Origin of the sequence: Roseixanthobacter pseudopolyaromaticivorans, assembly GCF_043195145.2 — a bacterium.
Lineage (GTDB): Bacteria > Pseudomonadota > Alphaproteobacteria > Rhizobiales > Xanthobacteraceae > NCEH01.
Genome location: NZ_CM195539.1, coordinates 1,985,335 through 2,009,282, shown reverse-complemented (window position 1 = coordinate 2,009,282; position 23,948 = coordinate 1,985,335). Strand labels below are relative to the sequence as shown.

Below are 23,948 nucleotides of genomic sequence, written 5' to 3'. Positions count from 1 at the left end.
TAGGGTCAAAGGTCACAAGCTCACTTGACGAGCACCGGCCCAGTTCCCTGGATCGGCTCGTTCTCGGCGATGATGCCGAGCCGGCGCGCGACCTCGGTATAGGCTTCCACCAGCCCGCCCATGTCACGGCGGAACCGGTCTTTGTCGAGCTTGTCGCTCGACTTCACGTCCCACAGACGGCAGGAATCGGGGCTGATCTCGTCAGCAACGACGATGCGCATCATGTCGTTTTCCCACAGCCGGCCGCATTCCATCTTGAAATCGACCAGGCGAATCCCGACCCCGAGGAACAGGCCGGAGAGGAAATCGTTCACGCGGATTGCAAGGGCGATGATGTCGTCGATCTCCTGGGTGGTTGCCCACCCGAAAGCCGTGACATGCTCTTCGGAAACCAGCGGATCGTTCAGGGCATCGTTCTTGTAGTAGAATTCGATGATCGAACGCGGCAGCGCGGTGCCTTCCTCGATGCCCAAGCGCGTGGACAGCGAACCGGCAGCGACATTGCGCACAACGATCTCCAGCGGGATGATCTCCACCTCGCGGATGAGCTGCTCGCGCATATTCAGACGGCGAATGAAGTGCGTGGGCACGCCGATGTCGTTCAACCGCGAGAATATATACTCGGAGATGCGGTTGTTCAGCACACCCTTGCCGTCAATGACTTCGTGCTTCTTGGCGTTGAAGGCGGTGGCATCATCCTTAAAGTGCTGGATGAGTGTTCCAGGCTCGGGGCCTTCATAGAGGACCTTCGCCTTGCCTTCGTAAATGCGGCGGCGGCGGCTCATGGGTGTATACCGTCGATTGAGGAAATCCATGGGTTTGCCAAGGCTCCGTTTTCGGTGACGCTCCTTGGCGGGGCGCGCTGGGGCTGTTTCGCAGCACAGAACGCGCCTGATCGAACACTAGCCGATTGGCGCGCCAGATACAACGTATTGGGTCCACAGGGGTCGATGAGCCGTCCCGGTCCGTTGCGTCACATTGATCTGGGATGGCCGCGCCTATATTCAAGGGCCGCGAGGGTGACGTTCGGACATGAGCGATCCCCGGTCACGGAAACGTCAAGATGAGGGCTGCCATGACGACGTTCGACAAGCGCGAGGAGGGGTTCGAAAAGCGATTCGCGCTCGACGAAGAGATCCGCTTCAAGGCGGTGGCGCGGCGCAACAAGCTGCTGGGCCTGTGGGCTGCGGAGAAGCTCGGCCTGTCCGAGGAAGACGCGCAGGCCTATGCCAAGGAAGTGGTCGTCGCCGATCTCGAAGAGCATGGCGACGAGGACGTCTATCGCAAACTGCGGACCGATTTCGACGCCAAGGGCGTGGAAGTTTCGGAACATCAGATTCGCCGGAACATGGACGAGTTCCTTGCCCAGGCGGTGCTGGAAGTGCGTTCGGAAGGCTGAGCCTCCGCTTTTTTGCTTTCACCTGCGGTGCAAGCTTCACGCAGTGTTCCCGATGCAAATGGGGAGCAGCCGTTCCAAGGGATCGGATGCTCCCCGGCTGTCGGCCAACCGTCGATCCGCCAGGAGCGAGGTGCCGCGGCGCGCAATGTTGGAGCGTGAATCATGAAGGCGTTGATTCGAATCCTGGTCACCGCGTTCGGTTTGGTCGCCCCGGCCTCGCTCGCATATGCCGATTCCGCGACGGTGCTGGGCGATCTGAACGTCCGCGCAGGCCCGGGCACAAACTTTCCGGTCATAGGCAGCCTCGTGCGGGGCATGAACGTGCAGGTCATGAGCTGCACGCCGGCGTGGTGCAGCATCGGTTGGCGCGGCCCGGCCTATGTATCGGCCGCCTATCTCGGCTTCGACGGTCCCCCGCCTTATATCCAGCCCGGTCCCGTGGTGGTGGTTCCCGGCCCCTCTCCCGTGCCGGTCGCGCCGGCCATCGTGATCGCGCCGCCGACGGCCCCGCTGGTCTATGCCGCGCCGCCCCCGGTGCTTTTCTACCCGCCGCCGCCGCGTTTCTACGGGCCTCCTCCCGCACCCGGCCCCTATGTCGGCTTCGGCGTCTGGTCCTGGTAGGCAGCGCATTTCCGCTCCGGACGTGCTTATGCTTGGCGGGCACCTAGCCGGAGCCCGTCATGCCGCTTCACCCCGATTGGGCCGATATCGCCCTGCGCCTCGCCTGCGCCTTCATCGCATGTGGGTTGATCGGGCTTGATCGCGGCACCCAGCAGCGCGCCGCCGGCCTACGCACCAACATCATCGTCGGAATCGCAGCCTGCGTCGCGATGATCAGTGCGAATCTGCTGCTGACGCTGAGTGGCAAGGGTCCGGACTCCTTCGTGCAGACCGATGTAATGCGATTGCCGCTCGGCATCCTCACCGGCGTCGGCTTCATCGGCGCCGGCGCGGTGCTCCATCGGGAAGGGTTGACGCTGGGCGTCACCACCGCAGCCAGCCTCTGGTACGTCACGGTGATGGGCCTGTGCTTCGGTGCCGGCCAATTCGCATTGGGCGGAATGGCGCTCGGGCTCGGGCTTCTTACCCTGTGGGGGCTGAAGCGGATCGAAGAGAAGATGGCGCACAAGAAGCCGGTCAAGCTCAGCCTGGTCCTCGGGCGCGACGGACCCTCGGAAGCCGTGATCCGCAAGCTCCTGGAAGAGGCGGCCATGAAGGTGCGCCACTATTCGCTGCGGGTGGAGCCGGTCACGGGACAGCGCGAACTGCATTTCGACCTGTGGTGGTCGGTCCGCAGCGTAGCGGAAGCGCCCGCGCTCCTGGAGTTGCTCGCTTCCAAGCCCGGCGTGCTGCAATTGGACTGGGAAGTCTGAGCACCGGCCCCACGTCGTTCGCCCAGAAACAGAAAAGGCCGCCCGAGGGCGGCCTTTCCCAAAAATCCTGCGATCTGTTCGATCAGCGTGAATAGAATTCGACGACCAGATTGGGCTCCATCTGCACCGGATACGGCACTTCATTGAGCTCCGGGATGCGCACGAAGGTGGCAGCCATCTTGTTGTGGTCGACTTCCAGGAAGTCCGGCACGTCGCGCTCGGCGAGCTGGGATGCTTCGAGCACCAGGGCCAGCTGCTTGGAAGAATCCTTCACCTCGATCACATCGCCGACCTTCACCAGGTAGGACGGGATGTTGACGCGGCGGCCGTTCACCTTCACGTGGCCGTGGCTCACGAACTGGCGGGCGGCGAACACGGTGGGGACGAATTTGGCGCGATAGACCACCGCATCGAGGCGACGCTCGAGCAGGCCGATCAGGTTGGCGCCGGTGTCACCCTTGAGGCGGGAAGCTTCGACATAGACAGCGTAGAACTGCTTCTCGCCGATCGAGCCATAATAGCCCTTCAGCTTCTGCTTGGCGCGCAGCTGCACGCCGAAGTCCGAAAGCTTGCCCTTGCGGCGCTGGCCGTGCTGGCCGGGGCCGTATTCGCGGCGATTCACGGGGCTCTTCGGGCGGCCCCAAATGTTTTCACCCATACGGCGATCGATCTTATGCTTCGCCGCAATGCGCTTGCTCATGTAACGCGGATCCTTAGTTTCGTTTTCATTGGGTTTGGATCGCGACCCCTCCTCTGCGGCTTCCGAACACGTTCGAAAATCCACTGACAGGTCCTGCGGCGCGCTGCCGAAGGTCCACGGGTGCGTGAAACGCCAAATAGCCTTCCCGCCGGGGGATTGCTCACCCAGCGAGAACGGGGCTTCTAGTCGCAGATGCCCGCGCTGTCAACGCATAGTGCTTTGCCGGCGGCGCCGCCCGTCTTATTTTGCACCGCAGCACCACCGCCATGGGATGCCGCCGATGAAGGTTCTGGTCTTTCAACACGCAGCCGCCGAGCATCCCGGCAGCTTCCGGGACTTCATGACGGCCGACGGCGTCGAATGGGACGCGATCGAGCTGGACGAGGGGGAAGCCATCCCCGATCTCGCGCCCTACGACGCTCTCATGGTGTTCGGCGGCCCCATGGATGTGTGGCAGGAAGAGGCGCATCCCTGGCTCGTCGCCGAAAAGCAGGCCATCCGCGACTGGGTGCGCGCCAGCCGGCCTTATCTCGGCATCTGCTTCGGGCATCAATTGCTGACTGATGCCTTGGGTGGGACCGTGGCTCTTATGCCGACGCCGGAAGTTGGGGTTCGCGATGTCGCGCTCACTTCGGACGGCGCGGCCTCGCCCTTGTTTGCGGGCACTGCGGCCAGCTTTCCAACGCTGCAATGGCATGGCGCGGCCGTGACGGCGCCGCCCGAGGGCGCCGTGGTGCTCGCGGCAAACGCCCATTGCCCCATCCAGGCGCTTCAGGTTGGGGCGAGCGCCTTCGGCATCCAGTATCATGTGGAGCTGACCGAAGAGACGGTCCCCGAATGGGGCGTCATCGACGAATATCGCTGCGCGCTCGAAAGCATCACCGGCGAAGGTGGTCAGGCGATCCTGGAGCAGGATGTCGCCCACCTCCTGCCGATCTTCAAAGCCCAAGCCGAGCGGCTGTACCGGAACTTTCACGCGGTGGTGGAGGCTCACCGCGCCTTGCGCAGCGCCTCTAGCACCGCAATTCCGGGATAGCCGTCCGCAGGCGAAAGGCCGATCCTCTGCTGGAAGCCGCGAACGGCGCGCATGGTGTCCTGCCCCACCCGCCCGTCGGTGCCGCCGGTGTTGAAGCCGATTGCGGTCAGCCGCTGCTGGATTTCCTGGATCTCCGGCAAGGTCAGGGCCCGCTCTCCACCCGGCCAGGGCGTTTCGAAAGGCCCCTCCCCCATGACGCGGTCGCCCAGGTGCGCGACCGCGAGCGCATAGTTTGACGAAGGATTGTACGAGCGGACCGCATAGAAATTGTGGAGCAGAAGCAGCGCCGGGCCACCGTTGCCGCCGGGAAGCCAGAGCCGGGCATTGTCGTCATAGCCCGCCAGCGACTGGCCATCGATGGTTGTGACCCCGAGGCCGCCCCAGCCGGCAAGGGTCCGCGTGGTCTTGCCGTCGGCTTGCGCCATGTTGAAGCCGGCCGGCAAGCGCGCCTCGAAGCCCCACGGCTCCCCGCGCCGGTATTTGCCCCGCTTCAGAATGAAATTGGCCGTGCCGGCCAATGCGTCGTCGGGCTTTCCGAACGGCGAGATGCGTCCGTTGCCGTCATAATCCACGCCCATGTTGAGCCAGACTTCCGGCATCCACTGGGTGTGGCCCATGGCTCCGGCCCAGGAGCCGACCATCTCGCTCGGCGTGCCCCAGCCGCGCTGGACGATCACCAGCGCGTTGAGAAGCTCGGTTTCCCAATATTTGCGCCGGCGGGGTTCCCCCCAGGCGAGAGCCGAAAGGGAATTGAACACCGGCTTCATGTGCTTGGGGTTCTCGACCACGTCGCCGAAGGCCGATTCCATGCCCCAATAGCCGAGCATGATGCGGCGATCGACGCCGAAATCTGACTCGATCCGGCCGAGCAGCGCGGCATATTCCGTTGCCCGCTTCTTGCCGGTGGCGATGCGCCAGTCGGAGACGCGGCGATTGAGATATTGCCAGGTCTGCTCTTGGAATTCCGGCTGCGAGCGATCCTGCGCGTAGACGCTCTTGTCCGGCACCACCTCGGCGAACACGCGGTCATAGACCTGATCGGAGACGCCGCGCGCCTGGGCACGGGCGCGGAACTTCTGCACCCAGACGGGAAAAGGCTGGGCCGCGCTCTGCGCCTGCGCAGATGACGCAAGGATACCCGAGAGACCCGCGCCGATTAGGCCCGTCGTGAAGGTGCGGCGGTCCAGCTTGAGGCTCACAATGGTGTTCCCGATTGGCGGCTAGGATGCCACAGCCAGACGCGTGGGCAAAATCTCCGGCGTTTCGACGCGGCGCTGCACGAGACCGCCGACCAAGGCCGCGTCCATCGCCCGGCCCGTGGAGATCAGCCGCACGGGGCCGGGACTGCTGGCAAACGCGGTGGGGCCGAGCAGCGACACCACCCGCCGCGCGATGGCTTCGGCCGGATCCACCCAGGCGACCGGCCATGGCGCAAGCCGGCGAAGCTGATCGAGGATCAGGGGATAATGGGTGCACGCGAGAACGACCGTGTCGGTGCGCCCGCCGGCATCACGGACGAAGCAGGGCGCAATCTCCGCGCGAATGTCGGCGTCATCGACCGGAATGCCCTGGATCAGGGATTCAGCAATGCCGGCCAGCCGCTCGCTCGGCACGAGGGCCACCTGGCAGGAACTCGCGAACTCCCGGATGAGGGCGCTCGTATAGTCCCGCCGCACGGTTCCGGGCGTGGCGAGGACACTCACCCGTCGCGAGACGGAGGCGGCGCAGGCGGGCTTGATGGCGGGCACGGTGCCGACGAAGGGCACGCCATACCGCGCCCGGAGAACCGGAAGAGCCAAGGTGGAAGCGGTGTTGCACGCGACCACCACGATGTCCGGACGCACGGCCGGAAGGAGACCGTCCATCACGTCACAGACGCGGCCGGAGAGCGCGGAATCGCTCAGCGCGCCGTAGGGAAATCCGGCATCGTCCGCCGCATAGACATAATGCGCGTCCGGCCGCAGCCGTGTGATTTCACGAAAAACCGACAAGCCGCCCAGCCCGGAATCGAACACCAGGATGGTCGGCGGATGAAAACTCAAGGACGGCACGGCAGCATATCTCTCGGCCGAAGCGGTGACTCTTGCCATGGTGTATCCTCGTCGCCCCAGGCGATATTGTGGCTACGAGACGTAAATGAAGCATGAGCGGGGTGCGCCCATGCCATGGCGGTCCACATCGACGAGCGGAAGGTTTTGCGCCTGAAGCGGCCTCAGCCCTGGAATTCGGGGGTGTGCAGGACCAGGCCGTCCAGCTTCGCATCCAGCACGATCTGGCAGGAGAGGCGCGAGGTCGGACGCACGTCGCGGGCGAAATCGAGCATGTCTTCTTCCATGCCCTGTGGTTCTCCCACCGCCTCACGCCATGCTTCGTCCACATAGACGTGGCAGGTGGCACATGAACAGGCGCCGCCGCACTCCGCATCGATGCCGGGAACGAGGTGGCGGACGGCAACCTCCATGGCGGTACTGCCCTCCGGCGCCGTGAAAGTGCGCGCGACCCCATCAAAGGAAACGAATGTAATGCGCGGCATGTCTTAGTCAGTCCCACAGGTTCCGCAGCGGGCAGCGGCGTGCATGCCCGCTGGGGCGGCTATAACGGCCGTCGATCTGCAAGGCCAGAGCTAAGACGGCGCTGTTGTTAACGATATCTTCACATGTGTGGCCGGGTGTGGTTCCAATCACCACCGGCTCATAGTTAAGATAAGGTAAGGTAAACCGTCTGGTTCAGGAAGGCGCTTGCTCTCCGCGACCCGGCGATTTCGAGCGAAGTTCGGGCGATTGACGTGCTCGCACATCCATCCCCGCGACAGAGGCGAACGGCCACAATGAAGACCCCGAAGAAGATCCAGGATCCCACCGAGGCCGCCCTCTCGGCGATCCAGGAGGCGTTGACCCTGCCCCTCGACGATGCGGAGGTTACCTCTGCGGCGGACGAAAGGCCGGCACCGCCAGCGCGGGATGGAAGGTCTCCCGGGCGCCGTCCGAGGGTCGATGTCGCCGGCCGCCGTGCCGCCAACGATGATCGCCAGACGGTCGGTCAGTTGCTCAGCCAGTTGCAGCGCCGCTCCTCGGCCGCTCCGTTCTGGTGGGCGCTCGCGGCATCGGCGGTGTGGATCGCCTTCGGCGTCGCCTATGCGGTGGCGTCCCATTCCGCCGCCTTCGCCGAGGCCAATGGCGTCAATGCCATTCTTGCGTCTCCCGCGCTTCTGACCATCGTTGCGGGCCTCATCCTGCCGCCCCTCGCCTTCTTCGCCATGGCCGCGATGGTGCGCCGCTCGCGTGACCTGCAATTGATCGCCCGCTCCATGACGGAAGTGGCGCTGCGCCTGGCCCAGCCGGAATCCCTCGGCACCGATGCGGTGGTTTCGGTCGGCCAGGCGGTGCGCCGCGAAGTGGCCGCCATGGGCGAAGGCCTCGACCGCGCGGTGGCTCGCGCCGCCGAGCTCGAAGCCGTGGTCCGCAACGAGGTGTCGATCCTTGAGCGCGCCTATGAAGGCAACGAGATCCGCATTCGGAACCTCATCGAAGAGCTTCAGGCCGAACGCCAGAACATCCTGATCCACACGGACCGGTTGCGCGAAGGCATCATGGATGCCGACAGCCTGCTGTCCACCGACATCAAGGAAATCGCCGACCGCGTGGAAAGCGGCGTGCTCACGGCCGCGGAGCGCGTCACCGACGTGTTCACCCAGCGCGGTGGCGAAATTCTCGACAACCTCACGCGCTCCAGTGAAAAGCTGGAAGGCACCTTGAAGAGCCGCACCGAAGAATTGAACGCGAGCCTTCTCAGCTCGAGCGGCGAACTCGCGAGCATGATTTCCCGCTGGAGCGAGGAAGTCAGCGCGAATGTTGAAAACACCCGCTCCGTTATCGCCGATACGCTTGCCGCCAACAGTGCCCGTCTCAGCACCGACATGGCGGAGCGCGTTGCGGACATGAACGACACGGCCCAGCGGATGCAGGAGAATATCTTCGCGGCCGCCGACCGGGCGGGTGAGATGTTCGCTGAAAAGGGCGAGCAGATGGTCGAGACGCTCGCCCGCGTCGGTGACACGGTCGCGGACGGCATCAATGCCAAGAGCAACGAGGTGATCGACCGTCTCCATCTGACCGGCACCGAATTGCGCGCCGATCTCGCCCAGGCGAGCGAAAAGCTGGAAGGCACCCTCAAGGCACGGACCGACGACCTCAGCGCCTCGCTGATGTCGGCAACCACCGAAGTGTCCCTGCTCGTCTCGCGCTGGAGCGACGAGGTCTACTCGGGCGTGGAATCCTCACGCACGGTCATTGCCGAGACGCTCACGGCCAACAGCGTCCAGATCACCCAGGACATCGCCGAGCGCGTCGGCGACGTCACGGATACGCTACGCCGGACCGGCGAAAACATGGTGCAGGAATTCTCCACGCGCGGCGGCGAAGTGGTGCGCAAGCTTGAGGAGACCGGCGCCCGCGTCGCGGAAACCATCTCGCTCCATGGCGGTGATTTCGCTGACCGCATCGAGACAACCGGCAACCGCATTCACGAAACCATCGCGGCGCAAAGCGATGCGCTACAGGATCGCCTCGCCGACACCGGCGACCGCCTCGCGCAAGCGCTGGAGCAGAGTGGCATCCAGGTGACCGCGTCCCTGGTGCAGAAGGGCGATGAGATCGCCGAATCCCTCACCCGCGCCGGCACCGACATGACCGACCGCCTGGGTACCGTCGGCACCGAGGTGACCGAGGCCATCGGTTCGCGCGGCAGCAAGGTGACGCAGGCGTTCAGCGAGACCGCCGATCTGCTGGTCACCACCATCACCGCCAAGAGCGAAGCGATCGAGGACATGCTCGACGGGCGCCTCAAGGCCTTGGATGAGACCATCACGGTTCGCGGCGGCGAGCTTGCGGACCGCATCGGGCGCGACAGCACCCTCATGGCTCGGGCCGTACGCGATGGCGTCAGCACGTTCGACAGCACCCTGCGCGAACACGCGCCGGCCCTGGTGGACGGCATCGCCAATCAAGTCGACACGCTCAACCAGACTCTGCGCGGCGCGCTCGACACCATGGACGAGCGCTTCGGCACCGCCACCCAGGCGGCGGCGACCACCCTGGATGAGCGCGTTGCGCGCATCGCCCAGACCATCGACGCCCGGGCCGAAAGCCTGACGGACGCCCTTGCCGACCGGACTGCCGAGATCACCAAGCTGCTGGCGGACGGAACGCAATCGAGCCAGCTGGCGCTGGACGGCACCCTCTCCTCCCTCGACGCTTTCTTCGCGGAACGCACCCAGGCCCTGACCCAGGAACTGGCGAGCCGCACCAGCGCGATCAGCAACACGATCGCGGACGGCGCCCGCACCACCCGGGCCGCGGTCGAGCAGTCGCTCGACACCCTCAACGACCTGTTCACGCAGCGCAGCCAGGCGCTCACCGAGGCCTTGGACAGCCGGACCAGCGAGATCGGTAACGTCATCGCCGAGGGCACCCGTTCCACTCAGACGGCGGTCGAGCAGTCTCTGGACTCCCTCGGCGGCATGTTTGCCCAGCGCAGCCAGACCCTCACCGAGGAATTGGCCAACCGGACCACGGAAATCACTCGTGCCTTGAACGAAGGCACCCGCGCCACCCATGCGGCAGTGGAACAATCGCTCGACACACTGGAAGCCTTCTTCAACCAGCGCACCGAGAGCCTCAGCGACACGCTGACCAACCGCACCGCGGACATCGCCCGCACACTCACCGAGGGCACCCGTTCGACCGGTGCGGCCCTCGACCAATCGCTTGAATCTCTGGACGCTTTCTTCGGCGAACGGGCGGACAGCATCGCCGACAAGGTGGCAGCGCGCACGGCCCATATCACGCAGACCCTCGCCGAAGGTACGGACGCCACCAACGCGGCGCTCGACCAGTCTCTCAACCAGCTCGACTCCTTCTTCGCGACCCGCAGCCGCGCGCTCAGCGACATGGTGGGCGAACGCGCCAACTTCGCGAGCCGCACCATCGGCACGCGTGCCGACGAAATCGCCGCCATGCTCGACGGGCGCGTGGCGCGCATCGAGGACCTCGTGACCGGCCGCCTGGCCGAGGTCACGGAGGGATTGGAGCAGCGCGGCCTTGCCGTCGCCGAAAGCCTCGCCAGCCGCGTGGAAGCGGTGACCAGTCAGATGTCGAGCGAAGCCGGCACGGTCGAGCGGAACCTCGTGCAACTCGCGGACAAGGTCGGGCGCGGCCTCTCCCTCCAGGCGGAAAGCGTCTCTGCGACGCTGGGCACGCGCCTCAACGAAATCGGCGATCTCATCGATGCGAAGAGCGGCAGCTTCCTGGCGGCGCTCCAGAGCACCAGCGAGAGCGCGGTGGAGCGGATCACCTCCACCAACGCCACGCTCCAGGCGGACGTGCAGGGCATCGTCGAGCGGCTCAATACCGCCAACGGCACTTTCCAGGAGGCCATGAGCAATGTGGTGGCCTCGCTGACCCAGTTCGAGGGTGGCTTCGCCGATCAAGTGAAGGCGCTTGAAAGCTCAGTGGGCCTGATGGGCGATGCGGCAAGCGCGACTTTGGGCCAGATGGATGCGCAGGTTCAGACCCTGCGCACCCTCACCCAGGGCGCCTTGAAGGATATCGCCGGCCTGACCACCCGCTTCGAGGAACAGGGCCGGCTGGTGCGCGCCGCCTCCGAAGCGCTGGGCCAGAGCCACGAGCAGGTGGACCAGACCCTCACCAACCGGCGTGCGTCCATCGAGCAGCTGGCCACGGCCCTCACCGAACGCGTGCAGGATCTCGACGACCGGCTTCAGGGCTTCCACGGCACGCTGGAGCAGTCGCTCCAGACCGCGCAGAAGCGGGCCCGCGAGATCGCCGCCATCGTCGCGGATTCGGCCAGCAGCTCCTCGAAGGCACTCGAAAGCCAGATGGAGCGCATGCGCTCCAGTTCGGATGCGGAGCGCGAGCGGATGATGCAGGCGCTGACCAGCACCTACCAATCCGCGCTGACCGATGTGAACGGCCTGTTCGAGGACACCGGCCGCCGCTTCAACGATGTGGCGCGCGAGCTGAAGGGCGCGGCGCAGGAGGTGCAGCAGTCCATCGAGCTGGCGCGCGAGGAAATGAAGCGTGGCATCCTTGAACTGCCCGCCGAGACCGAGGCCAGCGCCGCAACCATGCGGCGCGCGGTTGCCGAGCAGATCAAGGCACTGGCGGAGCTGAACGAGATCGTAGCGCGGCAAGGCCAGACGGCCGATGTCGCGGCACCCGCGGGCCGCGTTGTGGCACGGGATGTTGCAGCGCGTGACCCGGTCGTTCGCGAGGCGGCGGTGCGCCGCGAACCGGTGCGAGAGGCCCCGCGCGACATGCGTCCCGAGCCGACCCAGGCCCAGCCCGTGCGCACCCGCGCCGAGCCGCCGAGCGCTCCCGTCGTTGGTCCGTTCGAACCGAACCGCCGCCCGGCCACACGCCGGCCGGAACCAGCAGCCGAGCGGACGCAGGAGACCCGCCCCGCCGCCCGCGCCCCGCAGCCGCGCGATAGCGAAGAAAATACCCGCGAAGGCTGGCTTTCCGAGCTTCTGGCGCGCGCGTCCGGCGATCTGGCGGAAGCCAAGCTGGATCCCAAGCCGGAGCCGGTGCGCCCCGCGCCCCGCCCTGCACGCGACCGGCCTCATCATCACACCATCGAGTCGCTTGACTCGCTCTCGGTGGATATCGCCCGCATGATCGATCATCAGGCGGCCGTGGAATTGTGGGAACGCTACAAGCGCGGCGAGCGCAACGTGTTCACGCGCAAGCTCTACACGATGCAGGGCCAGCAGACCTTCGAGGAACTGCGCCGCAAGTATCGCTCCGACGCGGAATTCCACGAGATCGTGGACCGCTATGTCGCCGAATTCGAGCGCCTGCTCGATCAGGTGGCGGCGGACGACCGAGGCAACGTGCTGACCAAGACTTACCTCACCTCGGATACGGGCAAGGTCTACACCATGCTCGCCCATGCGGCGGGACGCTTCGACTGAGGCCAGCCGCGCACAGATAGACATGAAAAAGGGCGGGAGTGATCCCGCCCTTTTTCATGTTCGCAGGCCATGGAGAGGTGCGCGACGAGCACATTCTTCCGGCGCAAGGGTTCGGAAAGCGCCGCGCACGGCTATCCCGCCGGCGTGATCGGCCCGACGGGATAGCGGCAAAGAGACGAAATTGATCGTGCGCTCAAAAGCGCACGGATGCCCAGCGCACGATCTCAACCAGCACCTGGTTGGATGCGGCATCTAGCGAAGCTGCCACGGTCGCGCCGTTGACGGTCGCCACGGGCACGCGCGCCGAGAACACCTGCGCCGCGAGGATGCGGCCGCCGGCATTGCCGATGATCTTGGCGGAAAGCTCGACCACCGCCGTGGAGGTGCCGTTCTCCACCCGCACGCCAAAGGTGCGGATGTCGATGTTGAGCTGATATTCTGCCGTGATCCCGTCACCCGGGCGCGCGACCCGGCGCAGCTTGCTGCCGTTCTCGAACGCCTGGATGGTGCGCGCCTGGAGCAGCGCCGGCAGGCGGTCGCCCCATTGCGCGTCGGCAAGGTAGGTGATCTGCCCCGGTGCCGGTTCCACCAGGATCTTCTCGGTGTCGAGCGCGGCCAGGGCCGTGGGAATCGGCACCACCATCTGCCCGTTGCCCGCTCCGCGCGCCGTGAAATTGCCGGGAGCCGAGAGGTCGAATGTCGGCACCGGCGCTGACGAACAAGCGGTCAGCGCCAGCGCCGTCATGAGGGCCAGGAACGGCCGCACAGGGTAGCGCGGAGAAAGGGACACGTTACTCACCCTCGGCTGGCGGATCATCACGGTTCACCGCCTGTATTCAGGAACGGAACTGCCGCCGAAGATGAACTGGCGGGGGTTGCGTTCCAGATTTTTGAAGACGCGCTCGATTTCCGAGAGCGTGCGACGTCCGTCCGTCGCCAGCGCCTCGTATTGGCGCAGGCCGGGGCCGGTAAACTTCTCGATCTGGCTCGCAAGATCGGCGGTGCGCTTATCCAAATTGTCCGAGAGGCGGCGCACGGATGCAGCCGCATCGGACACCTGCTGCACCATCCCGTCCTTGTCGCCGGTGGCACGCTTCAGATTGTCCAGCACGCCGTCCGCCTTGCTGGCGAGGTCGTTCAGCTGGCCGGACAGATCGTTCACCCGTTTCAGGAGCGAGCCGACATCCTCGGACTTGTCGGATACCGCCTTCGTAAAGGTATCCACATTGGCGACGATGGCGGCCACCTTCTGCGGGTCGATGGCTTCAAGCACGGTGTTTACGCGCCGCGCCACGCCTTGCACGGTCTCGACCAAGCTGGCGATACCCGTGCCGCCTTCGGCTTCGATGCGGGGAAAGCCGTTCGGGCCGATCGGCAGCGGCGCCGCATTGGCCGCGCCGCCGCGAATGCTGACCGCGACGATGCCGGTCAGCCCTTGCGACTCGAGCGTTGCACGCGCATCGGCGAGGATCGGCACCGTCGGCTGAACGCCGATGCGCACCAGAACCTCGTCGGGCGCCCCCGGGACCAGGCCCAGCTGCAACACCTGCCCGACGGGAATGCCGTTGAACAGAACGTTGTTGCCCTGCCTCAGCCCGCTCACGGTGCCGGAATAGACGATCTCATAGGTCTTCCGACCCTCTGAGTCCTGAGGCCGCGCGAACCAATAGACGAAGGCGAACGCGGCAACGATCACGATCAGGGTAAATGCGCCTATGGTGGTGTAGTTGGCACGGGTTTCCATCCTTACCTTCCCACCTCACCGTTTCGCCTGAACCGCGCGGGCGCGCGTTCCGTGGAAATACGCCCGCAGCCACGGATGCTGCGATTCCATCATCGTCTCGATCGTGCCTTGAGCAATAACTTTACCATCTGCCAGAGCCGCGATTCGATCGCAGACCGTGTGCAGACTGTCGAGATCGTGCGTTACCATGAAAACGGTCAGGCCCAAAGTCTGCTGAAGCGTTCGGATCAGTTCATCAAAGTCCCCGGCCCCGATCGGGTCCAGGCCGGAGGTGGGCTCGTCGAGGAACAGGATCTCGGGATCGAGGGCCAGCGAGCGCGCAAGTGCGGCACGCTTGATCATGCCGCCGGAAAGCTCGGACGGCAATTTCTCGCCCACATCGCATTTCAGCCCGACCATCTCGATCTTGGCATAGGCGATGTCATCCATCATGCGCTGAGAGAGTTTGAGATTCTCCCTGAGCGGAAACTGAATGTTCTGTTTCACGGTCAAGGACGAGAACAGAGCCCCCTGCTGGAACAGCACGCCCCACCTGCGTTCCATGGCGGAGCGTTCGGCCTCGCTCAAGGTATCGATGTCGTGTCCGAACACCTCGACATGGCCCGAACGCTTGGGAACCAGCCCGAGAATGGTGCGCGTGAGCACCGATTTTCCGCCGCCGGAGGTGCCGACGAAGCCGAGGATCTCCCCACGCAGGATGTCGAGGCTGAGGTGATCCAGGATAATGCGGTCGCCGAAACCCACCACAAGGTCGCGCACCCGGATGATGGGTTCGCGATAGCCCTCCATCTCCTCCAGTCCGCTGCGCCTCATTTCGAGCGTGGTGGTGTTCATCGCGCCTCACATATCGATCGAGGCGAAGAACATCGCGAACACGCCGTCCATGACGATCACGAGAAAGATCGACTGCACGACGGACTTGGTGGTGTGGTTGCCGAGCGATTCGGCGCTACCGCCCACGCTGAGCCCTTCCAGGCAGGCCACAAGCCCGATCACCGCGGCCATGAACGGCGCCTTGATCATTCCCACCAGGAAATGGTCGATGGAGATTGCATCCTTCAGGCGGTCGATGAACACGTCCGGCGCGATGCCGCCATAGGTCCACGCCACCAGCCCGCCGCCGATGAGCGCCGACATGGAGCCGATGAAGGTGAGCAGCGGCAACGCGATGATCAGGGCCAGGATGCGAGGGACCACCAGGATTTCCACCGGGTCGAACCCCATCACACGCAGGGCGTCCACCTCCTCGCGCATGCGCATCGAGCCGAGCTCGGCAGTATAGGCGCTGCCGGAGCGTCCGGCGATCATGATCGACACGATCAGCACGCCCAGCTCGCGCAGCACCAGCACGCCGACCATGTCCACCACATAGATGTCGGCGCCGAAGCGGCGGAAATGGAAGATGCCCTGCTGGGCCAGAATGCAGCCGATCAGGAACGTGATGAGAATGATGATCGGCACCGCGCGGAAACCGACGCGATCGACCTGATTGACCATGGCGGTGAAGCGGAACGTGCGCGGACGCCCCATCATGCGCAGCCCGGCGGCTATCGAGGCGCCGATGAAATTCAGCAGCTGCATGGCGTCGATGGAGATTGAGACCACTTCGCGGCCGACCCGCTCAAGGATCGAATCGTGCGGTCGCACGGGCGGCTGAGGCTCGAGCCCGGTGCGCTTCATCTCCTCCAGCAGCACCCGGTACCGGCGCTTGAGGCCGCGCACCTCGGGCTCCACCCCGTTCACCGCCCAGGCGCGGCGCAGGCGCTCCAGCAGCAGCGCACCGAAGGTGTCCATGCGCTCGATGCCGGAAAGATCGATGTCCACATTGCCGGCGCGAGGATGCGCGCTGGTGGCCTCGTCCACCAGATGCTCGAGATCGTTCGCCCGGTCCGATGTCCAGATGCCGCGCCCGACCACCATCAGGCGGCCATCGGTGGGCGTAACATCAAGGAGCGAGGCGTTGGCCACTCAGGTCTCCGGAAAAGGACTGCGCTTGAGCGCGCGCAGCACCATGGTCATACTCGGCCCGCCGAACCGCGTCGAGGGTGCAAAACCGCCGACGATCCGGGCCGAGGCCCGGCCATTCCTTCAACAGGCCCACAGCGTTAACGAAATATGCCATCCCTTACGGTCGAGATCGAGCGCTTTCCCATTGCGGGAACCTTCACCATTTCCCGCGGCTCGAAGACCGAAGCGGTGGTCGTGGTCGCCCAATTGCGGGACGGCCCTTTCCTCGGGCGCGGCGAATGTGTCCCCTATGCGCGCTATGGCGAGACCGTGGAGGGTGTCGCCGATGCCATTCGGTCCGTCGCGCCAGCCCTTGCGGTCGGGCTGGATCGTGCCGGGCTGCAACGGCTTATGCCCGCGGGTGCAGCGCGCAATGCGCTCGACTGCGCTTTTTGGGATCTTGAGGCGAAGCGCGCCGGCGTTCCCGCCCACCGTATCGCCGGCATCCCCGCGCCCCGGCCTCTGACGACCGCTTATACCCTGAGCCTCGACACGCCGGCGGTCATGGCCCAGGCGGCCGCAGCCGCGGGACGACCTCTGCTCAAGCTGAAGCTGGGCGGCGCGGGCGACGTTGAGCGGATCACCGCCATCAGCGCGGCTGTGCCGCAGGCCCGGTTGATCGTCGATGCCAACGAAAGCTGGAGCGCAGCCGATCTCCAAACCAATCTCGCCGCCTGTGCGCGCGCCGGAGTGGAATTGATCGAACAGCCCCTTCCGGCGAACGATGATTCCGCGCTGGCCCATGTCGCTCATCTCGTGCCGATCTGCGCGGACGAAAGTGTGCATGATCGCGCCGGGCTGGCGGATCTACGCACACGGTACGATGCCGTGAACATCAAGCTGGACAAGACGGGGGGCCTCACCGAGGCACTCGCGCTCGCCGATGCGGCGAAGGCGCAGGGCTTCACGCTCATGGTCGGCTGCATGCTCGCCTCTTCCCTTGCCATGGCGCCGGCTATGCTGGTGGCGCAACTGGCGCAGTTCGTGGACCTGGACGGCCCGCTGCTGCTGGCGCGGGATCGGGAACCCGGCCTGCGTTACGATGGCGCCCTCGCGTTTCCGCCAGAGCCGGCGCTCTGGGGCTGAAGCCAACGCGTCCCCAGGGCAAGAATGCCGCCAAGGCCGCCGAGCACCGCCGAAGCGAAGAAGCATTGCGCGCCATATTCGGTCCAAAAGGCGCCCGCCGCCGCGCTCGCTCCGGACAAGGCAAGGCTGACGGTCCAGGCGGCGATGGACTGCGCGCCTGCGGCGCGGTGCTCCGGCGTGGTGCGCGCCACAAGCTCGACCATGCCGAGATAGGTTGCGCCAAAAGTGGCGCCATGCAGCAGTTGCAGCAACACCAAAGCGGGCAACGGCAGGCTGTATGCATAGCAGGTGAAGCGGATCACCGCCGCAAGGCCGCCGAGCGCGATCAGATTCAAGGGGCCGAGGCGTGCGACAGCGCGGGTCCCGAAACGGAAAAATACGATTTCGGCCACCACACCAATGGCCCAGAGCGCGCCGATGACGCTCAGGGAGATCCCGGTTGCCGCCCAGTGCAGGGAGCCGAAGGCATAGAGCGTCGCATGGCTTGCCTGAACCAGCGCCGCCGCCGCTATGCCCGCGACCAGCACGGGCGGAACCCGCATGGCCGGGAGATTGAGCGCCGCCGTTTCCGGCGGGCGCTTCAATTCCGGCAACGCCAGGGTGCCGAAGAACAGGGCCACCTGCCCCGCGATCATCAGCAGCACCACGATGCTCGCGCCGGCCTGCGCCACCAGAACCCCACCCAGCAGATTGGCACAGACGAAGGCGGCCGAGCCCCACAAGCGGCTTCGGCCATAATCCACCACCCCGCGCCGCGCCTGCCGGGTTGTATAGGCGTCCAGCAGGGCGAAGGAGGGATTCCACGCCATGGCTGTGATGCCTAGCACCACATAGATGGCAAATGTACCGCTGCAGAAGGCGAGCGCCGCCATCATCGTGCTGCTCGCGAGGGCGAGGCCCACCAGAATGGCTTTGGGCCGGCCGAGGCGGTCCGACAGCAACCCAAGCACCGGCGTTGCCACGAGCCGTGTCACCAGCGGCACAGCCAGCGCCACGCCGATCTCATCAGGATCGAGGCCGCGCGCGATGAGCCAGAGGGAGAAGAACGGCATATAGATGCCGAGCGAGAAATAGAGGGCGCCGAAGGCACAGGCCAGGGACCGTTGAACCGAGCGTGCGTTCCTCTCGCCTTTCATCATCGAGGTCTTCCGCAGACGCCCACGTCCCTGGGCGCGACAGGGGGCACGGGCGAAGGTCGCCCGTTTTGGGAAGGTTCGAGATCCAGTTTCAGGCTTGCAGGCAGGCCACGAACGTCGCCACGTCCACATTGCCGCCCGACAGCACGATGGCGACCACCTTACCGCGCGCGTCGTACCGGCCTGCGAGCAGAGCTGCCAGAGCAACCGCCCCACCGGGTTCGACCACGAGCTTCAGTTCGCGGAACGCAAAGGCTACTGCCCGCGCGACTTCCGTGTCGGTGGCGGAAACCGCTTCCCCGGAAAGCCGGCGGTTGATCTCGAACGTGAGCGCGCCGGGTGTCGGGGCCAGCAGTGCGTCGCAGAAGGAACCGGTGGCACTGGCATTGCGCTCGCGAACGCCGGATTGGAACGAACGCACATGGTCGTCGAACAGGGCCGGCTCGGCGATGATGATGCGGGCATCGGGAACCCGCGCCTTGACCGCCAGGGCGATTCCCGCCATCAGCCCGCCGCCGGACGCATTGGCGCTGACGATATCCGGCGCCAGCCCCAGCGCGGCGAGATCCGCAACGATCTCAAGCCCGGTCGTCCCCTGACCGGCGATGATGTCGGGGTCGTCATAGGGGGGCACGAAGATCGCGCCCCGCTCTGCGGCGATTGCATTGGCGATCGCGTCCCGGTCTTCGGTGGTGCGGTCGTATTCCACCACTTCCGCGCCAAGCTCGATCGTGCGTTCGCGCTTCAGGGCCGGAGCATCGGTCGGCATAACGATGACCGCCGGCATGCCCAGCAGCTTCGCCGCAGCAGCGACACCCTGCGCATGGTTGCCCGACGAGCAGGCCACAACTCCCGCTGCCCGCAGTTCCACGGGAATCTGCGACATCCGATTATAGGCGCCGCGAAACTTGAAGGAGCCTGTGCGCTGGAGCGTCTCGGGCTTCACGAAGATGCGCCCGCCGGTCAACTCGCTGAGCACCGGGGAAAACACCAGCGGGGTCCGCACGGCGACGCCGGCGAGGCGAACGGCAGCGGCATCGACGTCCGCGGCGGTCGGGAGGTGAGGAATCGTATTCATGCGGACGAGACGATACGCGTCCTGCGCAGCAAGCGAAAGCGGCGGGCAACCGGGCCAAAATCGTGCGCGATCAGTACATTGTCGAGAAACTGGCGGGCGCATTCGCGCCAGGTGTGGCGCAACGCGAACTCCCGTGCGGCCACCGGCGACAGCTCCAGCGCCTTCAGGCAGGCGTTGCGCAGGTCTTCGTCCAGCACGCCGACAGGCTCGGTCGCATCTTCCAGAACATCCTTCGGCCCGGTGACGGGATAGGCGGCGACAGGCAGGCCGCTCGCCAACGCTTCAAGCAGCACGATGCCAAAGGTATCGGTGCGGCTAGGAAAAACGAAGACGTCGCTGCCGGAATAGACCCGTGCCAGATCCTCGCCCTCCATCGGACCGAGGAAATGGCTTTCAGGATAGCGCTCGCGCAAGCTGTTCAAAGCCGGCCCGCCGCCCACCACCACCTTGGAACCAGGCAGGTCCAGGGCGAGAAAGGCCTCGATGTTCTTTTCCACCGCCACGCGGCCGACAAACAGAAAGATCGGCTTGGGCAGGCCCAGGTCTACATCCGGACGGGGACGGAACATGTCCGCATCAACACCGCGCGACCAGCGCATCAACCGCTTGAATCCGCGCGCGTCCAATTCACGCTCCAGCGTCGCGGTGGAGACCATGACGCCGCCGCCGGCATTGTGGAAGCTGCGCAGCCACGCGTAGGTCAGGCGCTCCGGCACCGGCGCGCGGGCGGAGAGATATTCGGGAAACTTGGTGTGATAGCTGGTGGTGAAGGTGCGTTTGCTGGCAATGCAGGCGCGCCGCACCAGCATGCCGATCGGGCCCTCGGTCGCCACATGAACGAAGTCTGGCCGCATCGCCTCGATCCGCCGCATGATCATGCGCGGCGTTGCGAGCGCCAAGCGAATTTCCTGATATGTGGGAAGCGGAACAGTTTTAAACCCTTGAGGGCTCAGGAACATCATCTCCGCGCCAAGCGCCTCGGCCTCTCGGGCGGTGTGTTCAAGCGAACGAACAACCCCATTGATCTGGGGGTGCCAGGCATCCGTGGCGACAAGTACCCGCATCAGGCCGCCGCGCGCGCCCCCTCGACTTCGGATTCAGGCGCCGCCTCGAGGCGGCGTGTCCAGGAAATGATTTCCATGCGCCCGTCTTCATGCTCCGCGATCGCGGTGCAGCTCTCGACCCAGTCCCCGCAATTCACGTACCGCACGCCGAACTGGTCATGGATGACCGCATGGTGGATGTGGCCGCAGATCACGCCATCCACCTTATGCCGCTTGGCCTCATCGGCAACCGCTTCTTCGAATTTGCCGATGTAATTCACCGCATTCTTCACCTTGAGCTTCGCCCATTGGCTGAGCGACCAATAGGTGAGGCCGAGCTTGCGGCGCGCAAGGTTCACATAGGTGTTGACCGCGAGCGCGAGCGTATAGGCGCCGTCTCCGAGGAAGGCGAGCCACTTGGCGTGGCGCACCACTACGTCGAAGACATCCCCATGGATCACCAGATAGCGCTTGCCGTCCGCCGCCTCGTGGATGGCGGTCTCCACCACTTCTATGCCGCCGAAATGGGTGCCGTAGTAATCGCGAAGAAATTCATCATGATTTCCTGGCAGATAGACCATGCGCGTGCCTTTGCGGCCCTTGCGCAACAGCTTCTGAACCACGTCGTTGTGTTTTTGCGGCCAGTACCAGGAGCTGCGCAGCCGCCAGCCGTCCACGATGTCGCCGACCAGATAAACCGTGTCAGCATCATGGAATTTCAGGAAATCGAGAAGTAGGTCGGCCTGACATCCCTTTGTCCCGAGATGGACATCGGAGATGAATAAAGCTCTGAACCTGCGTGCTTCAGGGCTGTCGCTCACGGCATGGCCTCTGCGGAAAAATTGCTCCCTGAGAGCAGTGTGACGGACTTAGCCGGAGTCGTGTATCCTTTTTATGACGCCACTGCGAACAACTTCTCGGATCTTACTGCATAGCAACATATTGAGCCGACGACCAATCCCTACCCGCTTACAGGAAGGGACGCTGGAGGCGAATCGGCATAATCCGGCACCGCAAGCATTGACCAAATGGCCTCCGCGCGCCAGCTTGCGCGTCAGTGGACCCGTCCGTGTCCGCACCATCATTCAGCTCAGGGAGAGGTCCGATGAAGCTCGTTCGCTTCGGGGAAAAAGGGCGAGAAAAGCCTGGTTTAATCGATTCAACAGGCAAGATTCGGGACATCTCGTCGCTTGTTCAGGACATTTCCGGCGATGTTCTGACCCCGGAGGGTCTGGCCCGGATTCGCGCTGCCGATCCCCAGGGCTTCCCGCTCGCTCCCGAAGGCGTCCGCCTGGGATCCTGCGTCGCACGCCCGGGCAATTTTGTCGCGGTCGGGTTGAACTTCGCTGACCACGCGGAAGAAACCGGCAATCCCATTCCCGAAGAGCCTGTGTTGTTCAACAAGGCGCCCAATTGTGTCGTCGGCCCGAACGACGACGTGATGATCCCCAAAGGCTCCACCAAGCTCGATTGGGAAGTCGAACTGCTGATCGTCATCGGTGCCCGCGCACGCTATGTGGAAAAGGAAGATGCGCTCAAGCATGTGGCGGGCTATGCCGTGTGCAACGACGTGTCGGAACGCGCATTCCAGATTGAGCGCGGCGGCCAATGGACCAAGGGGAAGGGCAGCGAGACCTTCGGCCCCATCGGTCCCTGGCTCGTGACCAGCGACGAGATGCCGGACACCTCCGACCTTGCCATGTGGTTGGAAGTAAACGGCGAAAAGGTTCAGAACGGCTCCACCCGGACCATGATCTTCGATCCGGCCTATCTGGTGTCCTATATCAGCCAGTTCATGGTGCTGGATCCGGGCGACATCATCACGACCGGCACGCCGCCGGGCGTTGGCCTGGGCATGAAGCCGCCCCGGTATCTCAAGGCCGGGGACGTCATGCGCGTCGGCATCGAGGGCCTCGGCGAACAGCAGCAGACTGTGATCCCCTTCAAGGCCTGACCCAAGAGGGCCCCTCACGAAGGGGCCCTTTTCATTTTATCACTGCAGCGTGGCGTGGGCGAGCCAGGTCTTGACCGCGTTTAGGGCCTCGCCCCGGTTTCCGGTGCGATGATGCGCCTCCTGAAACACCGCCAATTGCATGTCTGCGCTTGTGCCGGCGAGGGAAATGGTCCGCAGGTGCAGCAACGCGTCGAGCGTGCCAATCGCGTCCGCGTCCTCCCCCACCATGGCGATCAGCGATTCCACCGCATCGGAAACCGGCACCGCGCGCCGCTCCGCGAGGTTCACGAACGAGCCGTGGATGCCGTAGCGCTGGGCGCGCCATTTGTTCTCGTTGGCGATGGCGCGATCGACCGCTCCGATGTTCGCATTGTGCTCCGGATGGCGCACGAGATAGCGCACCAGCGAGCGATAAAGCGCTGCAATCGCAACCGTATCCTGGATGCGGGTGCAGCTGTCCGGCGCCCGCAATTCCAAGGTGGGGTGCTTTGAAGACGGGCGGATGGCCCACCACACATAGCTCGAATCGGTGATCGCGCGGGCCTCGACCATGGCGTCCACATAGGCTTGGTAATCAGCGCTGTCCTCGAACAGCTCCGGCAGCCCGGTGCGCGGCAATTCGTCATAAGCGGCCAAGCGATAGCCCATCAACCCGGTCTGTTTCGAACCCCAGAAGGGAGACGAGGTGGCGAGCGCGATGAAGTGCGGGATGTAAGGCAGGATGCGCCGCATCACGTTCACCCGCTGGTCCGGGTCGGGCAGCTCCACATGGACGTGCAGCCCGCACACCATGTTGCGCTCCCCCAGCATCTGCAGGTCGTGCATCATGCCGGTGTAGCGATTGGCCTCGGTGTGGCGCACGCCTTCCCAGGTGGCCGTGGGGTGGGTGCCGGCGGCGATGAAACTCAAGCCGTGCTCGGCGGCGACCTTCGCCGCTCGGGCCCGCAATTCCCTCAGTTCATCGAGCGCGCTGCCGGTCTGGGTCGCGGGGCTGGTGGCCATCTCCAGCTGGGATTGCAGCAATTCCACCGTGACGGCGCTGCCGAGGTGATGGGACAGATCGTCGAAGAACCGAGCCGGCATGCGCCTTTGAACGGCCTTGGATTCCGCATCGACAACGAAGAATTCTTCCTCGATTCCGAATCGGTATTCTTCTGACATGGACCTTCCCTCCGCAATTCCCCCTGATGCGAGGCTATAACGCCACGCTTCGGGTTCGGTTGCCGTGAGGGTGAAGAAAAATGGGACCTAAATGCGACGAGACATACGAGAGGGGGATTTTTACTTATTTAGAATTATTGCGGCTAGAATTTACGTTGCGCTGTAAATGCCTTAGCTCGATAAAAATTAAGATGCTGAGCCTCGGAACAAAACTACGGGGGAGGCGTTTCGCGCGCCTGTT

Annotated in this window: 21 protein-coding genes; 7 read left to right on the top strand and 14 right to left on the bottom strand. The window is 64.7% G+C overall.

Annotated features, from left to right (window positions below; translation table 11 throughout):
* Positions 1 to 20 precede the first annotated feature (20 nt).
* Positions 21 to 815 (bottom strand): phosphoribosylaminoimidazolesuccinocarboxamide synthase, encoded by a 795-nt coding sequence (gene purC, locus V5F68_RS09680; protein WP_348848140.1) that lies wholly within the window; start codon positions 813 to 815, stop codon positions 21 to 23.
* 260 nt (positions 816 to 1,075) lie between these two features.
* Here purC and V5F68_RS09675 point away from each other — a divergent pair, with 260 nt between their 5' ends.
* From V5F68_RS09675 to V5F68_RS09665, 3 genes are all read left to right on the top strand, one after another.
* Entirely contained in the window at positions 1,076 to 1,399 is a 324-nt protein-coding gene (locus V5F68_RS09675) for a DUF1476 domain-containing protein (protein WP_348848101.1), read from the top strand.
* A 162-nt stretch (positions 1,400 to 1,561) separates the two neighbouring features.
* Positions 1,562 to 2,020 carry an SH3 domain-containing protein gene (locus V5F68_RS09670; RefSeq protein ID WP_394012342.1) on the top strand — a complete coding sequence of 153 codons (459 nt, stop codon included), beginning with the start codon at positions 1,562 to 1,564 and terminating at the stop codon, positions 2,018 to 2,020.
* Between the two features lie 59 nt (positions 2,021 to 2,079).
* Complete coding sequence (locus V5F68_RS09665) at positions 2,080 to 2,772, top strand: MgtC/SapB family protein (protein ID WP_394012341.1); 693 nt, start codon at positions 2,080 to 2,082, stop codon at positions 2,770 to 2,772.
* Positions 2,773 to 2,854: 82 nt separating this feature from the next.
* On the opposite strand, the gene rpsD is transcribed toward V5F68_RS09665, so the two are convergent.
* Positions 2,855 to 3,472 carry a 30S ribosomal protein S4 gene (gene rpsD, locus V5F68_RS09660; protein ID WP_394012340.1) on the bottom strand — a complete coding sequence of 206 codons (618 nt, stop codon included), beginning with the start codon at positions 3,470 to 3,472 and terminating at the stop codon, positions 2,855 to 2,857.
* Positions 3,473 to 3,752: 280 nt separating this feature from the next.
* Between rpsD and V5F68_RS09655 the strand changes: the two genes are divergently transcribed.
* A complete protein-coding gene (locus tag V5F68_RS09655; RefSeq protein ID WP_394012339.1) occupies positions 3,753 to 4,508 on the top strand; it encodes a type 1 glutamine amidotransferase in 756 nt (251 codons plus the stop codon).
* Here V5F68_RS09655 and V5F68_RS09650 read toward each other — a convergent pair.
* The 3 genes from V5F68_RS09650 to V5F68_RS09640 form a co-directional block, all read right to left on the bottom strand.
* Positions 4,463 to 5,707: a lytic murein transglycosylase gene (locus tag V5F68_RS09650; protein WP_394012338.1), complete on the bottom strand. Its 1,245-nt coding sequence runs from the start codon at positions 5,705 to 5,707 to the stop codon at positions 4,463 to 4,465. The genes V5F68_RS09655 and V5F68_RS09650 overlap by 46 nt on opposite strands.
* A gap of 21 nt (positions 5,708 to 5,728) precedes the next feature.
* Positions 5,729 to 6,598 carry a glutamate racemase gene (gene murI, locus V5F68_RS09645; RefSeq protein ID WP_394012337.1) on the bottom strand — a complete coding sequence of 290 codons (870 nt, stop codon included), beginning with the start codon at positions 6,596 to 6,598 and terminating at the stop codon, positions 5,729 to 5,731.
* A gap of 122 nt (positions 6,599 to 6,720) precedes the next feature.
* Entirely contained in the window at positions 6,721 to 7,041 is a 321-nt protein-coding gene (locus V5F68_RS09640) for a 2Fe-2S iron-sulfur cluster-binding protein (RefSeq protein ID WP_394012336.1), read from the bottom strand.
* 294 nt (positions 7,042 to 7,335) lie between these two features.
* On the opposite strand from V5F68_RS09640, the gene V5F68_RS09635 reads away from it, so the two are divergent.
* Complete coding sequence (locus V5F68_RS09635) at positions 7,336 to 12,498, top strand: apolipoprotein A-IV repeat region-like domain-containing protein (RefSeq protein ID WP_394012335.1); 5,163 nt, start codon at positions 7,336 to 7,338, stop codon at positions 12,496 to 12,498.
* 193 nt (positions 12,499 to 12,691) lie between these two features.
* On the opposite strand, the gene V5F68_RS09630 is transcribed toward V5F68_RS09635, so the two are convergent.
* The 4 genes from V5F68_RS09630 to V5F68_RS09615 are packed head-to-tail and all read right to left on the bottom strand — an operon-like array spanning position 12,692 to position 16,162.
* On the bottom strand, positions 12,692 to 13,288 hold the full coding sequence (locus V5F68_RS09630; protein WP_394012334.1) for an ABC-type transport auxiliary lipoprotein family protein: 597 nt from the start codon (positions 13,286 to 13,288) through the stop codon (positions 12,692 to 12,694).
* A 33-nt stretch (positions 13,289 to 13,321) separates the two neighbouring features.
* The gene (locus V5F68_RS09625) at positions 13,322 to 14,242 is read right to left on the bottom strand and encodes an MlaD family protein (RefSeq protein WP_394012333.1); all 921 of its coding nucleotides are present in this window, start codon (positions 14,240 to 14,242) and stop codon (positions 13,322 to 13,324) included.
* A gap of 15 nt (positions 14,243 to 14,257) precedes the next feature.
* Positions 14,258 to 15,076, bottom strand: coding sequence for an ABC transporter ATP-binding protein (locus V5F68_RS09620; protein WP_394012332.1), 819 nt, complete (start codon positions 15,074 to 15,076; stop codon positions 14,258 to 14,260).
* A gap of 6 nt (positions 15,077 to 15,082) precedes the next feature.
* Positions 15,083 to 16,162 (bottom strand): ABC transporter permease, encoded by a 1,080-nt coding sequence (locus V5F68_RS09615; RefSeq protein ID WP_394012606.1) that lies wholly within the window; start codon positions 16,160 to 16,162, stop codon positions 15,083 to 15,085.
* A 195-nt stretch (positions 16,163 to 16,357) separates the two neighbouring features.
* On the opposite strand from V5F68_RS09615, the gene dgcA reads away from it, so the two are divergent.
* On the top strand, positions 16,358 to 17,335 hold the full coding sequence (gene dgcA / locus V5F68_RS09610) for an N-acetyl-D-Glu racemase DgcA (protein WP_394012331.1): 978 nt from the start codon (positions 16,358 to 16,360) through the stop codon (positions 17,333 to 17,335).
* Here dgcA and V5F68_RS09605 read toward each other — a convergent pair.
* From V5F68_RS09605 to V5F68_RS09590, 4 genes are all read right to left on the bottom strand, one after another.
* On the bottom strand, positions 17,287 to 18,474 hold the full coding sequence (locus tag V5F68_RS09605) for an MFS transporter (protein WP_394012330.1): 1,188 nt from the start codon (positions 18,472 to 18,474) through the stop codon (positions 17,287 to 17,289). The genes dgcA and V5F68_RS09605 overlap by 49 nt on opposite strands.
* 88 nt (positions 18,475 to 18,562) lie before the next feature.
* Positions 18,563 to 19,549: a threonine ammonia-lyase gene (locus tag V5F68_RS09600; RefSeq protein ID WP_394012329.1), complete on the bottom strand. Its 987-nt coding sequence runs from the start codon at positions 19,547 to 19,549 to the stop codon at positions 18,563 to 18,565.
* Positions 19,546 to 20,613, bottom strand: coding sequence for a glycosyltransferase family 4 protein (locus tag V5F68_RS09595; protein ID WP_394012328.1), 1,068 nt, complete (start codon positions 20,611 to 20,613; stop codon positions 19,546 to 19,548). Before V5F68_RS09595 ends, V5F68_RS09600 begins: the two co-directional genes overlap by 4 nt.
* Positions 20,613 to 21,413 (bottom strand): UDP-2,3-diacylglucosamine diphosphatase, encoded by an 801-nt coding sequence (locus V5F68_RS09590; protein WP_348848085.1) that lies wholly within the window; start codon positions 21,411 to 21,413, stop codon positions 20,613 to 20,615. The genes V5F68_RS09595 and V5F68_RS09590 overlap by 1 nt, the downstream gene beginning before the upstream one ends.
* 284 nt (positions 21,414 to 21,697) lie before the next feature.
* Between V5F68_RS09590 and V5F68_RS09585 the strand changes: the two genes are divergently transcribed.
* Positions 21,698 to 22,546: a fumarylacetoacetate hydrolase family protein gene (locus V5F68_RS09585; protein WP_394012327.1), complete on the top strand. Its 849-nt coding sequence runs from the start codon at positions 21,698 to 21,700 to the stop codon at positions 22,544 to 22,546.
* Positions 22,547 to 22,585: 39 nt separating this feature from the next.
* On the opposite strand, the gene V5F68_RS09580 is transcribed toward V5F68_RS09585, so the two are convergent.
* Positions 22,586 to 23,707, bottom strand: a complete 1,122-nt coding sequence (locus tag V5F68_RS09580) for a carboxylate-amine ligase (protein WP_394012326.1) — start codon at positions 23,705 to 23,707, stop codon at positions 22,586 to 22,588.
* Positions 23,708 to 23,948 lie beyond the last annotated feature (241 nt).